Here is a 14,085-nt window from a genome sequence, read left to right as displayed (position 1 = left end):
AATACGGCCACGAAACCGATGTCGTTCCTAGCGGTGATGATACGTATCAATAAATTGACCAAGCGCCTCACTGATGGCCTCTGACGTTTGCGTCTGACCTTTCTCCGCTAAAAGATGGGCAACCACTTCGGCCGTACACAGACCGCCTTCTACTTGATTACGCCTAAGGGTAAAGCGAGAAGGACCATCGATTTTAATGTGCACTCTGGGCAGCGCCTTAAGATACGGGCTTTTATTGAAGATTTTTCGAGCCTCTTGCCAGGTCGCATCCAGCACAATGAAATGCTCAAACCCTTTGCTATAACCAGCATTGATATCCTCTTCACCTTCTTCGGCTGGGTAGACTAACGCGACTTTCTCTTGCTCGATGAGATTCAGTAATTCCAAGTGTGGCTCTTTCCTTGCCCACATGATCACCTTTACATCATTTGGGGCAATCTGGGTTGCAATCTGGCCGGTGTTCGAGCGTTTAAGGGCTTCCCGCTCGTGGGTTAAGAGATAGATCATGATACTGTCTGATACGTGTTAAGGGCGCGAAAGCCCAAAGGGAATCTGCTATTATACGGTTTGATTAGATCGGTAACAGCATACATGAAACGAACGGTTTTTTTTATCTCGGACGGGACCGGCATCACAGCCGAAGCGTTAGGAAACAGCCTCTTAGCTCAATTTCCTAATACAAATTTTAAAAGAATCACCCTACCTTACATCGACTCGGAAGCCAAAGCACATGAAGTGGTAAAAACCATTCAGGATACGGCCGAGGAAGATGGCGTAAAGCCGATTGTGATCGATACTGTCGTAGACCGGAGTTTGCGCGGTATTTTAAGCGAGTCAAACTCGTTGCAAATCGATATTTTCTCGACCTTTGTGGAACCGCTTGAGCAAGAGCTCCAGCAAAAATCGACCTTCTCGGTCGGCAAATCCCACGGCATCACCGAGAGCACACGCTACAAAAACCGCATCGAATCGGTCAACTTTGCCCTTGAAAACGACGATGGTATCCGCACGCGCCATTACGATGAAGCCGATATCATTTTGGTGGGCGTATCTCGTTGCGGTAAAACGCCAACCTGCCTTTATATGGCACTGCAATTTGGTGTTCGCGCTGCCAACTACCCGTTAACCGAGGAAGACCTAGAGCATAACGGCTTACCCAACTGCTTAAAGCCTTACAAAGACAAACTCTATGGCCTAACCATCGACCCTTTCCAGTTAGCGGCTATCCGACACGAGCGACGCCCTAACAGCCGATACTCATCGCTAAGCCAGTGCGAAACGGAAGTCCGCTTTGGTGAGCAATTGTTTCGTATCAACCAGATACCCAGCATCAATACCACCACGTTTTCCATCGAAGAGATCTCAACGCGCATCATGGCCGACCGCGGTTTAAAACGCCGTATCGAGTAAGTACATATTCTTAAGCAAACGTTTGTATAAATCGATCAAATAAATCTCAAAATCGCCGCTACACTTAATCGAGTATCACTCTAACAGCGGCGAACACAGTGGATCGTTTTTACAATTTTGTCCTTAAACACCCTTTATGGGTGGTCTTAATTACCCTCGTTACCACACTGGCACTGGCGCTCGGTGGGCAAAAACTCGAATTTAAAAGCGATTATCGCGTGTATTTTGACGACGATAATGCCGAATTTGCAGCCTTCGAATCGATGCAGCGCATCTACACCAAAAGTGACAACGTCGCATTGGTCGTTGCTAGTGACGATTCGATCTTTACCCATGAACACTTAGCGGCGATTCACTGGTTGACGGAACAAGGTTGGCAAACACCTTACTCTACTCGGGTTGATTCGATCACCAACTTTCAACACACCTTTGCCGATGGAGATGATTTGATCGTTGAGGATCTTTTGCTTGAGACAGCGCTTCTTTCCGATGAGAAGATCAGAACGATTCGTGATGTTGCAACGACCGAACCTCTACTTAAGACCAGATTGGTCTCAGACGATGAGAAAGCCACCATTGTTAACATCACGGTTCAGCTGCCTGGCGTTGACCGTACCAAAGAGCAACCTGAAGTTACCGATTACATCGAACAACTGGCGCTCGATTTTAAAGAACGCTTCCCCGATTTAACCCTGCACTTAAGTGGCATCATTATGATGAACGATGCCTTTGTGAAAGCCTCCGATGGGGACATACATACGTTAATCCCGATGATGTTTCTGATCGTGGTGGTGTTTGTGTACCTTTTTTTGCGCTCTTGGGTAGGTACTCTGGCAACACTCTTGGTGATTGTGACGGCCATTCTTTGCACCATGGGTTTGGCCGGTTGGAGTGGTGGGTATTTGACCAGCCCAACCGCCGGGGTACCCATCATCATAATGACGCTCGCCATCGCTGATTCGGTGCACATTCTAGTCACCTATTTTCAAGAAAGACCGCTGCACACGACTAAGCGTTTGGCCTTGTTAAGCAGTCTTCGCATCAATGGCTTGCCGGTGTTTTTAACCAGTTTAACAACCGCCATTGGTTTTTTAAGCCTTAACTTTTCGGACTCTCCGCCTTTTAGACAGCTGGGTAATTACGTAGCGACAGGGGTTGTCTTTGCGTACCTGTTTTCGATGGCCTTTTTACCCGCTTTGTTAATGCTGCTGCCCCACAAAGTCCCTAAACCGCGTCACCAGAGAGGTCAGTGGATGCAGCGCTTAAGTCACAGTTTAGTCCGACATGCCAAACGCTACTTTGCGGGCTCTTTGGTTGTCGTTGTGGCGTTGTGCGCCTTGATCCCCCTGAACACCTTGGATGATCGATTCGTTGCCTACTTTGGAAAAGAGCTGCCTTTTCGACAAGCGTCCGACTTTATGGAAGAGCAAATGACAGGCCTTGCAAGCATAGAGATCTCAGTGGACACCCAAACGGCTGATGGCATTAACGACCCGGACTTTCTAAAGACGCTCGAAGCCTTCAGCCAATGGGCTATCTCGCAAACCGGTGTAAAACACATCAACAGCGTGCTCGATACGCTTCGTCGATTAAATAAAAACATGCACGCGGATGATCCAGCTTTTTACAGACTCCCAGAAGAGCGCGAGATGGTCGCTCAATACCTCTTACTCTATGAGATGTCACTGCCCTTTGGACTTGATCTCAATAACCAATTGAACGTCGATAAATCAGCAACGCGCATTATTTTAAGTTTGGACAATCTGACCAGCACCGAGCAGATGGGTCTCGAGGCATCCATCAACGAGTGGTTTAACGCCAACGCCCCTGCACTTAAAGTGACGCTGGCAAGCCCAAGTTTGATGTTTTCTCACATTGGTCAGCGCAACATCATCAGCATGCTTGAGGGCGTGTTCTGGGCCTTTGTGTTGATCTCGGTGATCTTCGGGATTGCTCAACAATCTCTGCGCTATGCGTTTTACAGTTTATTACCGAACCTTCTGCCAGCCAGTGCCGCGTTTGGCGTATGGGCTCTGATTGACGGCCAAGTGGGGCTAGCCCTATCGGTTGTGGCTGGGATGACACTTGGGATTGTGGTCGATGATACGATCCATTTCTTATCAAAGTACCGTTACGCGCGCGTTGATAAATCCTTAAAGACCACGGAAGCCATCCACCATACCTTTCAAGGCGTCGGCCAAGCCCTTTGGGTAACGACCTGTGTGCTGGTTGCAGGCTTTCTGGTGTTGGCGCAATCAAGTTTCTTGATTAATGCCGATTTAGGCTTATTGACCGCCATTACCTTAGTGATCGCCCTACTGGTTGATTTCCTATTTTTACCCGCTCTACTGCTGCTCTTTGACGGCAAAAAGGCGTCAAACTCTGCTCAAAAGGTGACTTCATGAATGTTATCCGTTTAGGCCATACTTTCGGTCTTTGTACCTTGCTGGCACAGCCCCACTTATCGTTTGCTGAAACGCCTGAAGAAAAGGGATTAGCCATTGCGAACGCCTCCCACCAGCGCGATGCAGGATGGCAAGATATGCAGGCCGATATGAAGATGATTTTACGCAATGCCCAAGGTGAAGAAAGCGTTCGAGAGATTCGCTCTAAAGCGCTTGAGGTGGAGGGCGATGGCGATAAGTCACTTACCCTGTTCGACACCCCACTCGATGTTAAAGGCACCGCCTTTTTAAGTTACGCCCACCCCGTTGATGCGGATGACCAGTGGCTTTATTTACCCGCCCTTAAGCGCGTTAAACGCATCTCTTCGCGCAGTAAATCCGGCCCCTTTATGGGTTCTGAGTTTTCATTTGAAGACATGAGCGGCTTCGAGGTCGAGAAATACACCTACCGACACCTAAAAGATGAACCCTGTGACTTAGGCACCTGCCATGTGGTTGAGCAATACCCAGTAGACCCATACTCTGGCTATACCAAGCGCACCGTTTGGCTAGACACTCAAGAGTACCGTCTAGATAAAGTGGTCTTTTATGATCGAAAGGATGCCCTATTAAAAACTTTGACCTATCAAGGCTATCAAGAGTACATCAATTACTATTGGCGTCCTGATGTTATGGTGATGACCAACCATCAGACGGGCAAAAGCACGGAGCTTAAGTGGTCGAACATACAGTTTAAAACCGGTTTAACCGACCGTGACTTTGACCAAGCCGCGCTCAAGCGCGCCCGTTAAAGGGGTTGAATACTCATGGTTAGAACGCTAGCACCACTGTTATTGATGGCAAATACTGCCGCCCTTGCCAATGAGTGGCAGTTCAGCGGTTATATCGAGGGCCAAGGTCAATTTTTTACCGCGCGCCCTGCATTTCAGGATCAGCTCTTGCATTCAAACCTATCCATCGCAACCCAGCCTCAGTGGATCTGGAGTGAAGGCAATCAATTGGTTCGCATCACCCCGTTTCTTCGCATCGATCAAAAGGATGACGAGCGCACTCACGCCGACCTTCGTGAGCTGTATTGGCATGGGGTGTACGACACATGGGAGCTCAAGCTTGGCGTTGCTAAAGTCTTTTGGGGTGTGACCGAGTTTCAACACTTAGTGGATGTGATTAATCAGACCGATCTTATCGAGGACATCGACGGTGAAGATAAGCTTGGCCAACCCATGATTAACCTCACCCTGATTGAAGAATCTGGGCTGCTTGATCTCTATTTACTGCCCTATTTTCGCCAGCCTACTGTTTCAGGAGGCAGCGGCCGACTTCGTCCGGCTTTAGCCATTAATACGGATCATGCTACCTATGATGCCGAGCACGAAGAGCATCACATAGATGCCGCGATTCGGTGGTCGGGTGTGTTTGATCAGTGGGACATGGGTACCTACGTGTTTTATGGGACCGAACGCACACCTGAGCTTCGCTTTAACCCTGCAAATCCAGATGAGCTTTATCCGCACTATGCCAACATGACTCAATGGGGGTTAGACGCCCAATGGACCGGTGACTCATGGCTGCATAAAGCTGAAATAATCTGGCAAGACGATGGTCGGAAGCCATTCTGGGCCGTGCAGCTAGGGACAGAGTACACACTCTATGATCTTAATATGACGGGCTACGATGTGGGATTCTTACTGGAATACGGCGCGGATACTTTGTCTAAGGATGATAAAGCACGGCTGTTTCAAAATGATTTATCGATTGGGATGCGCTGGACACTCAATGATATTGCCGGAAGCCAATTACTGGCCGGGGTGACCTATGATTTAGATTATGCGGATCGTTCCCTCTTTATCGAAGCCAGTCGACGCTTAAGTGATGCTTGGAAACTAACGTTTGAGGCACGTGTCTTTGATGCCGACGATGCGCGATCTGCGCTCTATACTGCACGTCAGGATTCCCACCTTGTTCTGTCATTGCAGTACTACTTTTGACGCCATAAAATTTTAACCCCATAAAAAAAGGCCGGTTACCCGGCCTTTATCTAATAAATCAGATTAGCTCCATTCGGTAACTAATTGATTATTCTGGATCAAGTAATCGATAACCACTTGGTCACCCGTGCAACCACAACCGATTTGGGTATCTGCGAAGATAACAGTGTGATCGACGTTATCAGCATGCCCATCTTCGGTGCCGTTGTTCGCAAATTGACCTTCTTTATCAATTTCGATGATGGTGTCACCATCTTCGTATTTGATGTGCAGGTAGTCATCCAGATTCTCTGAATCAACACCTGACAACAGATCACCCAGATCCAGCGTGTCTTCATCGCCGAAGTCGTAAATGGTATCAGTACCATTCATGTCTTGTTCGTTGATCACAACAGTATCGGTGACCAGATCATCGCCCAAGTAGATGGTATCGTTACCAGCACCACCATCAACGTAATCCGACCCTTGGCCTGCGTAGATGATGTCATCACCATCGCAACCGTAGATTTGATCATCGCCATTACCGCCAATTAGGATGTTGTCATTGTCATCGCCAAAGATGATTTGACCTTCCGTTGGGCCGTAATTGATGCTGACTGTTGCCGTATCATAGCCACCATTGCCGTCTGTTACTAAGTAATCAAACGTCGCGGTGCCAACAAAGCCGGTAGTCGGCTCAAACGACACAGTGCCATCATCGTTCAATGTAGCGGTGCCGTTTTGAGCGTTGCTAACCATGTAGATCGACAGCGTATCACCGTCGTCGTCACGGTCATTACCCACAATAGCTTGTGCTGGGAATGTCAGTGCTTGGTCGACTTCTGCATTGAACATATCGTCTTTAGCACATGGTACATCGTTGACCGACGTAACATTGACGGTTACTTCCGCCGTGTCGTAACCACCGTTTCCATCGGCAATGGTGTACTCAAACGTTGCCTCACCAAAGAAATCGGGTGCCGGTACAAAGGTAACTGTACCATTAGCGTTCATGTAGACCGTGCCGTTACGTGGATTGCCGACGCTTACGATCGACAAATCATCCCCTTCAGGATCCGTGTCGTTACCGAGCAACTGAGCAGGGTTCAATACAAGCGGCGTATCTTCGTTGGTAGTGAAGGTATCGTCGTTTGCATCTGGCCCATCGTTCACAGGTGAGAAATCAACGGTAACCGTCGCTGTATCGTAACCACCGTTACCATCAGTAATGGTGTACTCAAACGTTGCTTCACCCGTGAAGTCTTCAGCCGGTGTGAAAGTGACCGTACCATCATCATTCAGTACAACCGTACCGTTAGATGGGTTACCCACTGCCGTAATCGTCAGCGTATCGCCTTCAGGATCTGTATCGTTACTTAACAAATCCGTTGGAGCGATGGTGATTGGTGTATCTTCTTCGCCACTGAATACATCGTTCACAGCATCTGGACCATCGTTCACTGGTGCGAAGTCGATGGTTACGGTCGCGGTATCTTCTCCGCCGTTCCCGTCGGTGATGGTGTATTCGAAGGTCGCTTCACCGTTGTAATCAGCATTTGGTGTGAACGTGATGGTGCCATCGTTGTTCAAGGTTACCGTGCCATGGCTTGGGTTGGATACAGACGTAATAGTCAAAGTATCACCATCCGCATCAGTGTCGTTACCTAGCAACTCAGCAGGGTTGATCACTAATGGTGTGTCTTCCACTCCTGACAGTACATCATTAACCGCATCCGGACCTTCGTTTACATCAGCAACATTAATGGTCACAGTCGCTGTGTCAGTACCGCCGTTACCGTCCGATACGGTGTATTCAAAGGTCGCTGGGCCTGAGTAGTCAGCATCCGGCGTAAACTCGATGGTGCCGTCATCGTTCAGTGTGACGGTGCCGTTGGTAGGGTTAGAGACTTCCGTGATGGTCAGCGTATCGCCATCAACATCAGTATCGTTACCCAGCAGCTGGCCTGGCTGAATGGTCAGTGTGGTGTCTTCAGTGCCTTCAAGGACATCATCACCTGCAATCGGCGCATCATTCACCGGAGCAAAGTCGATGGTGACGGTTGCGGTATCTTCCTCACCGTTACCATCGGTAATGGTGTATTCGAAGGTCGCTTCACCGTTGTAATCAGCATTTGGTGTGAACGTGATGGTGCCATCGTTGTTCAGAGTTACCGTGCCATGGCTTGGGTTGGATACAGACGTAATGGTCAGTGTATCGCCATCCGCATCAGTGTCGTTACCTAGCAACTCAGCAGGGTTGATCACTAATGGTGTGTCTTCCACTCCTGACAGTACATCATTAACCGCATCCGGACCTTCGTTTACATCAGCAACATTAATGGTCACAGTCGCTGTGTCAGTACCGCCGTTACCGTCCGATACGGTGTATTCAAAGGTCGCTGGGCCTGAGTAGTCAGCATCCGGCGTAAACTCGATGGTGCCGTCATCGTTCAGCGTCACCGCACCGTTCGTTGGGTTAGAGACGTCCGTGATGGTCAGTGTATCGCCATCAACATCAGTATCGTTACCCAGCAGCTGGCCTGGTTGAATGGTCAGCGTGGTGTCTTCAGTGCCTTCAAGAACATCATCACCTGCAACTGGCGCATCGTTTACTGGAGCAAAGTCGATAGTGACGGTTGCGGTATCTTCTCCACCGTTACCGTCGGTAATGGTGTATTCGAAAGTCGCTTCACCGTTGTAATCAGCGTCCGGTGTGAACGTGATGGTGCCATCGTCGTTCAGCGTAACAGTGCCATTGGTTGGGTTTGATACCGATGTGATGGTCAGCGCATCGCCGTCAGCATCCGTGTCGTTGCCCAGTAACTCAGCAGGATTAATCACTAATGGCGTATCTTCTTCACCGGATAACAGGTCAGCAGCAGCTGATGGCCCATCATTTACGGGTGTGAAGTCGATCGTTACAGTGGCGGTATCTTCTCCACCGTTACCATCGGTAATGGTGTATTCGAAGGTCGCTTCACCGGTGAAATCCGCATCGGGAGTGAAGGTAACAGTACCGTCTGCGTTCAGTACGACTGTACCGTTGGTTGGGTTATCAACCGAACTGATAGTCAGCGTGCCGCCTTCTGGATCCGAATCATTACCTAGAAGATCAGAAGCACTCATGACATACGGGGTGTCTTCTTCACCTGTGAAACTATCGTTTGCAGCTTCTGGTGCATCATTCGCTTCAGCGACATTAACCGTTACCGTCGCTGTGTCAGTCCCACCATTACCATCAGACACGGTGTACTCAAACGTTGCAGGTCCAGAGTAATCAGGATCTGGGGTGAAAGTGATCGTACCGTCTGGGTTTAAGGTAACCGTTCCGTTTGTTGGGTTAGATACTTCAACAATGGTCAGTACATCACCATCTGGGTCAACATCATTACCCAGCAAGGTGTCTGGCTGAATGGTCAAAGCAGTATCTTCTACAGCATCAACCGAATCGGCGCCTGCAGCAGGACCATCATTAACCGCAGCAAAGTCAACGGTCACCGTTGCTGTATCTTCACCACCGTTACCATCGGATACTGTGTATTCAAAGGTCGCAGCGCCTACAAAATCAGCATCCGGCGTGAAGGTGACTGTACCGTCATCGTTCAATACCACGGTGCCATTTACTGGGTTAGACACCGAAGTGACTGTGAGCGTATCGCCATCAACATCCGTGTCATTGCTCAGCAATTCAGCAACCGTCAAAGTGACAGCCGCGTCTTCGTTACCTGCAGCGGTATCATCAACAGCCACCGGCGCATCGTTCTCACCGATGATAGTGATCGTAACAGTCGCGTAATTAGAGACGTTTCCGTCAGGGTCTTTGATGGCGTATGTGAAGGTATCCGTCGCTACTTCACCGGTTGCAAGGTAGTCGTAGGCGGTACCTGGCTCGTAGGTGAAAAGCTCATTGGCTTCATCGTACGTAATGGTGCCATTGGTCGGATTGGTGAAATCCGCCAAAGTAAGATCAGTTAGATCGGTATCTTCATCAGAGTCATTTGACAATAAAGTTGAGAAAGCGATACCAAGTGAGCCATTTTCTTGAACGGTAAACGCTTCGTCTGGCATTTGAGGACCAGAAGCGCTGATGTACTGAATTAAGTAGTCAGAAATTTCACAGCTATTACCGTAATACGTATCGGATGCTGTAAATACCAGAGTATCGAAAACAAGATCTCCGGTATCAATATTGATCTCTTTTGAACCGCACGAGTCGCCTAAAAAATCACCAGAAGAAACTAAATTACCGTTGTAATACGCTTCCCAATGACCGCCTTCATTAGCACCGAGTTTCGTTAAACCAACGTTTGCTTCGTTCATTACATTTTCGAAATTAATCGAAATCGATTCTGATTTACCGGTATGGCGATTGTATTCAAGTTGGCCTGTCTTATCACAACCAGCGTCAACACCGATACCATCACAACCAATTAAGGAAGCATGAGTTTCATTACCGTAAATATCGGTAGCGGTAATGGATACACCCTCAGTTTTCCAATCGCTAACACTTTGATTACCGCTCTCTTTTCCCAAAAAGACTGTGTTTTGCGAACTGCCTGGATCGTCTGTTGCAATCGGCGCTACCGACGTGTAGCACCAGTCATCCTTATCGTAGTCGTGATCGCGGTCATGCTTACCCCACCAAGACCATGAGCCCAACCAGTTAGAGTAACTTGAACTGGAATAGTAAAAAGACATAAGACTTCCTCCATGATTTTAACTCTGCCATGAGATCATCATTCCTTTATTGGTGACCACCTCACTGCAGTCAAACGCATGTATAGCAAATCCATATCGCCTTTTAAAACTCTTTTTAGTGATATTTTGGCTAAACTTTTTTTAAATAAGAATTCTCCCTAAATTATGAATAAACACTTAATAAAAAAACCGATTATAAAAATATTATGTAAATTAAACTGACATTAAATTAACCGAAAATGAACAACATAGAATAGATATAACTCCTTAAATTATTGAGCAAAAAATAACCAATCTTATTAAGTGTTATCATTTGCTAACGGTATTTCTTGCATCTCTTCAATTACCCAATCTTTAAATGCCTGCATACCGTAGGTTAATAAACGATTTTTTTGATACACCAAATAAAAAGATTTATGTGTATCGAGCATCAAATCAAAAGGCATGACTAATTTACCCTGCTCGATCTCGCGGCTGGTCAAGGTACTGTCTGCCAAAGCGACCCCCAGCCCCTCTTGTGCAGCCGCCGTTGCCAACTGACCACTCGATAGCTGTAAACCTCGGCTAAAGCCCGTGTACTCTAACCCCGCTAATTGAAGCCACTCAGGCCACTCGTAAAGGCGTTTACTGACATGAATGAGCGTATGGCGACGAAGATCAGCAGGCTGAATAAGTGGCCTAGAACTGCTCATTAAGCTTGGGGCGCACACCGGTACTAGAAACACATTTCGAAGGAAATGCACTTCAATGTCATGCCAATCGCCATGACCAAAGTAAACCGCCATATCGGTAGCGGATTTATTAAAATCGATGAGTCCAGTTGACGCGCTGATTTGTAACTCCACATCGGGATAGCGCTCTTGGAAGCGGCTCATTCTTGGCATCAACCAGCGGGTTAAGAAATTTGGCGCAACGCTGATGGTGACCACATCGTTACCAGAACTTGTGGTAATGCGCTGGGTTGCGACTTCTATCTCATCCAGAGCATGCTTCACCGACACCAAGTACTGATGCCCGACCGGGGTGAGCTCCACTTTGCGCTTATTACGGCGAAACAACATGAGACCTAAATACTGTTCAAGCGACTTTATTTGGTGGCTGACCGCAGATGCGGTGATGTAAAGCTCTTCGGCCGCAGCAGCAAAGCTCTCGTTACGGGCAGCAGCCTCAAAGACACGTATTGAGTTAAGGGGGGGTAAGCGTCGGATAGCGGCATCCTCTTTGTTTAGTTTTTCTCATCATTCTACTGAGAATTGATCGTTTGTCTATGGACATCTACAACCTTAGTATAAGCATCAAAGTGAAACACATTTTCACCCCATAAACGCATACAGGTGACAACATGAACGAAGATATTCAATTAGACAGCAACGGCAACATTGATACTCAATACTACATCGACCGCGCTTACGAAATGCGCCGTGAATACCATGCAGAGCTGGTTCAGGCTGCCAAAGTAAAATTAGCTAAACTGTTCCACATTAAATTACCGGAAGTAACCGTAGCAAAACCGGCTCACCACTGATCTAAGACGCTTTCAACGATAAAAAGTAGCAAAGCGTACATACCGCGTTTATGGGGCCATATGGCCCCTTTTCTTTGCCTGTCATTTATGTTCTACCTACTTATTCTGCGCGCCAACCGCCAGGCATAAAAAAACGCACCCGAAAGTGCGTTTTGATAGAACTCGGTTAAAGATTAACGCTCAATTTCAGCACGTTCTTTAACGGACTCAGATACCATTTGGTAATCCAGCTTACCTTTGGCACCGGATAGGTAAGGCGCCAGCATCTCTTTAATCGGTGCTTGCTCCGCTTCCGTACCTTCTTGAACCGCTGTCAGCTCGACAATGGCAATAGAGCCATTCCCCATTTGGGCTTGCCCATAGACAGGACTTGATTGCGGATGCGCCAGTGCAAACGCAGTATCGGCCACAGGCTCAGGCAACTGACCTGCAGAGCGGCTTAAGTTTTCAAAGAACTCAACAGTTTTGCCTTCGGCAACGTCGTTGATCGACTGGCCTTCTTTGATGGCTGCAAGCTTAAGAGAGACTTTTTCATTTAAAGCGCTTTCGGCCGCTTCCTGTGCTAACTGAGCACGAAGATCCGCTTCGACCTCTTCTAACGTTTGAGCTTTAGGCTCAAAGTGATCTTTGACACGCACAACAACAGCTTGGTCATCGTTAAGATCGATCACATTGCTGTTTAAGCCATCGTTCAACACATCAGATGAGAACGCCGCCTCAACCACTTTAGCGTTGCTGGTCACAGGGTCATCACCACCCACGCGGTCAAACGCTTCGCTGGTCTGAATAGGCAAACCTAAAAGCTCTGAAGGCTCTGCTAGATCACCGGCCGAGAAAGAGCTGTCTTTTAGCTGCTCAAGCGCCGTTACGTATTCTTCATTCACCGATTGCTTGATCAAATCACTCTCTAGCTGCTCTTTCACCATCACAAACGGTTCAGCTGTCGATTTAGACTTATCAATCAGCTTGATCAGATGGTAACCAAACTCAGTTCGAACAGGTTCTGATACCTGACCAACCTCTAACGCGGTTAGCGCATTGGTGAAAGGCTCCGTAAAGACATCCGCTTTTACTTCACCTAAGTCACCGCCTTGTTGAGCAGAACCGATGTCATCGGAGTTATCTTTTGCCACTTGAGCAAAATCAGCACCCGAGTCAATCTCAGATTTCAGTGTTTGGGCTTTTTCGCGCGCTTGATCGTCAGAGACTTCGTTAGAGATCTCGACCAGAATGTGAGCCACATGGTATTGATCATCCGGTGTAAAGCTTGCTTGATACTGCTGATAGGCCGATTGAAGTTGTTCTTCGGTCACTTCAACAGTGTCGCGCATAGTGGCTTTGTCGAGTAACAAGTACTGAACAACCACCTGCTCTGGCGTCATCAGGTTATCTTTCTCTTGATCGTATCGCGCTTGAACTTGCTCTGGGGTGATGGACTGCAATGCTGCCGCCATATCTTGATCAAAGATGACGTATTGACCAGAACGCGTTTGCGATTCAATGCTAGCTAACTGGTCAATTTGAGCCGGAACAACAAATGAAGACAGCTCAAAGCCAGCCGACGCTTGGTTCAGAGTTTGCTCTTTACGCAGCATTTCGCGGTATGTGATCGGCGTGTAGCCAACTGAGCGTAAAACGGCTTTGAATTGATCAGGGTTAAACGTGCCATCGGTTTGGAAAGAAGGCTGCGTAACAATCATCTGATCCAACATTTGATCAGAGACATACATGCCTTGATCTTCTGCCGATTGCAGCAAAGCGGTTTGCTGAATTAACCCTTCCAGAACCATACCGGAAATAAGGTTGTCATCCAGCTGAGTCGGATCGACGTTTTCGCCCATCTGCTCAAGAATTTGACGTCGTTGAATTTGAGTTGCTTGATAAAGCTCTTGCTGAGTGATCTCTTGGCCGTTGACGGTAGCAGGCGCGTCCGATCCACCGGTTAGGCTTACGAGGGACTCAACACCAAATAACGCAAACGTGACAATGATTAAACCGACAATAATTTTGGCAACAATACCCTGAGAATTATCTCGCATCGATTGGAGCATGTTTCACCTGACTTCCATATATTCAAAAA

At 47.8% G+C, this 14,085-nt stretch carries 9 protein-coding genes; 5 read left to right on the top strand and 4 right to left on the bottom strand.

The features are described 5' to 3' along the window. Positions 1 to 27: 27 nt before the first annotated feature. The gene (locus ACXAF9_RS02925; RefSeq protein WP_475070131.1) at positions 28 to 507 is read right to left on the bottom strand and encodes a tRNA-uridine aminocarboxypropyltransferase; all 480 of its coding nucleotides are present in this window, start codon (positions 505 to 507) and stop codon (positions 28 to 30) included. Positions 508 to 591: 84 nt separating this feature from the next. Between ACXAF9_RS02925 and ppsR the strand changes: the two genes are divergently transcribed. The 4 genes from ppsR to ACXAF9_RS02905 all read left to right on the top strand — a co-directional run bounded on the left by ppsR (position 592) and on the right by ACXAF9_RS02905 (position 5,803). After that, a complete protein-coding gene (ppsR, locus tag ACXAF9_RS02920; protein ID WP_475070127.1) occupies positions 592 to 1,410 on the top strand; it encodes a posphoenolpyruvate synthetase regulatory kinase/phosphorylase PpsR in 819 nt (272 codons plus the stop codon). Between the two features lie 98 nt (positions 1,411 to 1,508). Then, on the top strand, positions 1,509 to 3,815 hold the full coding sequence (locus ACXAF9_RS02915) for an efflux RND transporter permease subunit (protein ID WP_475070123.1): 2,307 nt from the start codon (positions 1,509 to 1,511) through the stop codon (positions 3,813 to 3,815). Beyond that, the gene (locus ACXAF9_RS02910; RefSeq protein WP_475070118.1) at positions 3,812 to 4,606 is read left to right on the top strand and encodes an outer membrane lipoprotein-sorting protein; all 795 of its coding nucleotides are present in this window, start codon (positions 3,812 to 3,814) and stop codon (positions 4,604 to 4,606) included. Before ACXAF9_RS02915 ends, ACXAF9_RS02910 begins: the two co-directional genes overlap by 4 nt. 15 nt (positions 4,607 to 4,621) lie before the next feature. Then, positions 4,622 to 5,803, top strand: coding sequence for a hypothetical protein (locus ACXAF9_RS02905; RefSeq protein WP_475070115.1), 1,182 nt, complete (start codon positions 4,622 to 4,624; stop codon positions 5,801 to 5,803). 63 nt (positions 5,804 to 5,866) lie between these two features. On the opposite strand, the gene ACXAF9_RS02900 is transcribed toward ACXAF9_RS02905, so the two are convergent. Both ACXAF9_RS02900 and gcvA read right to left on the bottom strand, forming a co-directional pair. Then, positions 5,867 to 10,480, bottom strand: a complete 4,614-nt coding sequence (locus ACXAF9_RS02900) for a cadherin-like domain-containing protein (RefSeq protein WP_475070112.1) — start codon at positions 10,478 to 10,480, stop codon at positions 5,867 to 5,869. A gap of 299 nt (positions 10,481 to 10,779) precedes the next feature. After that, the gene (gcvA, locus tag ACXAF9_RS02895; RefSeq protein WP_475070329.1) at positions 10,780 to 11,688 is read right to left on the bottom strand and encodes a transcriptional regulator GcvA; all 909 of its coding nucleotides are present in this window, start codon (positions 11,686 to 11,688) and stop codon (positions 10,780 to 10,782) included. 134 nt (positions 11,689 to 11,822) lie between these two features. Here gcvA and ACXAF9_RS02890 point away from each other — a divergent pair, with 134 nt between their 5' ends. Next, the gene (locus tag ACXAF9_RS02890; protein WP_475070110.1) at positions 11,823 to 12,005 is read left to right on the top strand and encodes an RSP_7527 family protein; all 183 of its coding nucleotides are present in this window, start codon (positions 11,823 to 11,825) and stop codon (positions 12,003 to 12,005) included. A 173-nt stretch (positions 12,006 to 12,178) separates the two neighbouring features. On the opposite strand, the gene ACXAF9_RS02885 is transcribed toward ACXAF9_RS02890, so the two are convergent. Further along, complete coding sequence (locus ACXAF9_RS02885) at positions 12,179 to 14,056, bottom strand: SurA N-terminal domain-containing protein (protein WP_475070107.1); 1,878 nt, start codon at positions 14,054 to 14,056, stop codon at positions 12,179 to 12,181. Between the last annotated feature and the right edge of the window lie 29 nt (positions 14,057 to 14,085).

This window comes from Neptunomonas sp. ABH4_499, assembly GCF_056160565.1.
The sequence above is the reverse complement of the archived record's forward strand: the minus strand, read 5'-3'. Positions and strand labels throughout refer to the sequence as shown.

What these genes read in the sequence shown, in the direction of transcription:
- ACXAF9_RS02925 (WP_475070131.1), bottom strand. Translation starts at nt 507, where the DNA reads ATGATCTATCTCTTAACCCACGAGCGGGAAGCCCTTAAACGCTCGAAC.
- ppsR (WP_475070127.1), top strand. Translation starts at nt 592, where the DNA reads ATGAAACGAACGGTTTTTTTTATCTCGGACGGGACCGGCATCACAGCC.
- ACXAF9_RS02910 (WP_475070118.1), top strand. Translation starts at nt 3,812, where the DNA reads ATGAATGTTATCCGTTTAGGCCATACTTTCGGTCTTTGTACCTTGCTG.
- ACXAF9_RS02905 (WP_475070115.1), top strand. Translation starts at nt 4,622, where the DNA reads ATGGTTAGAACGCTAGCACCACTGTTATTGATGGCAAATACTGCCGCC.
- ACXAF9_RS02900 (WP_475070112.1), bottom strand. Translation starts at nt 10,480, where the DNA reads ATGTCTTTTTACTATTCCAGTTCAAGTTACTCTAACTGGTTGGGCTCA.
- ACXAF9_RS02890 (WP_475070110.1), top strand. Translation starts at nt 11,823, where the DNA reads ATGAACGAAGATATTCAATTAGACAGCAACGGCAACATTGATACTCAA.
- ACXAF9_RS02885 (WP_475070107.1), bottom strand. Translation starts at nt 14,056, where the DNA reads ATGCTCCAATCGATGCGAGATAATTCTCAGGGTATTGTTGCCAAAATT.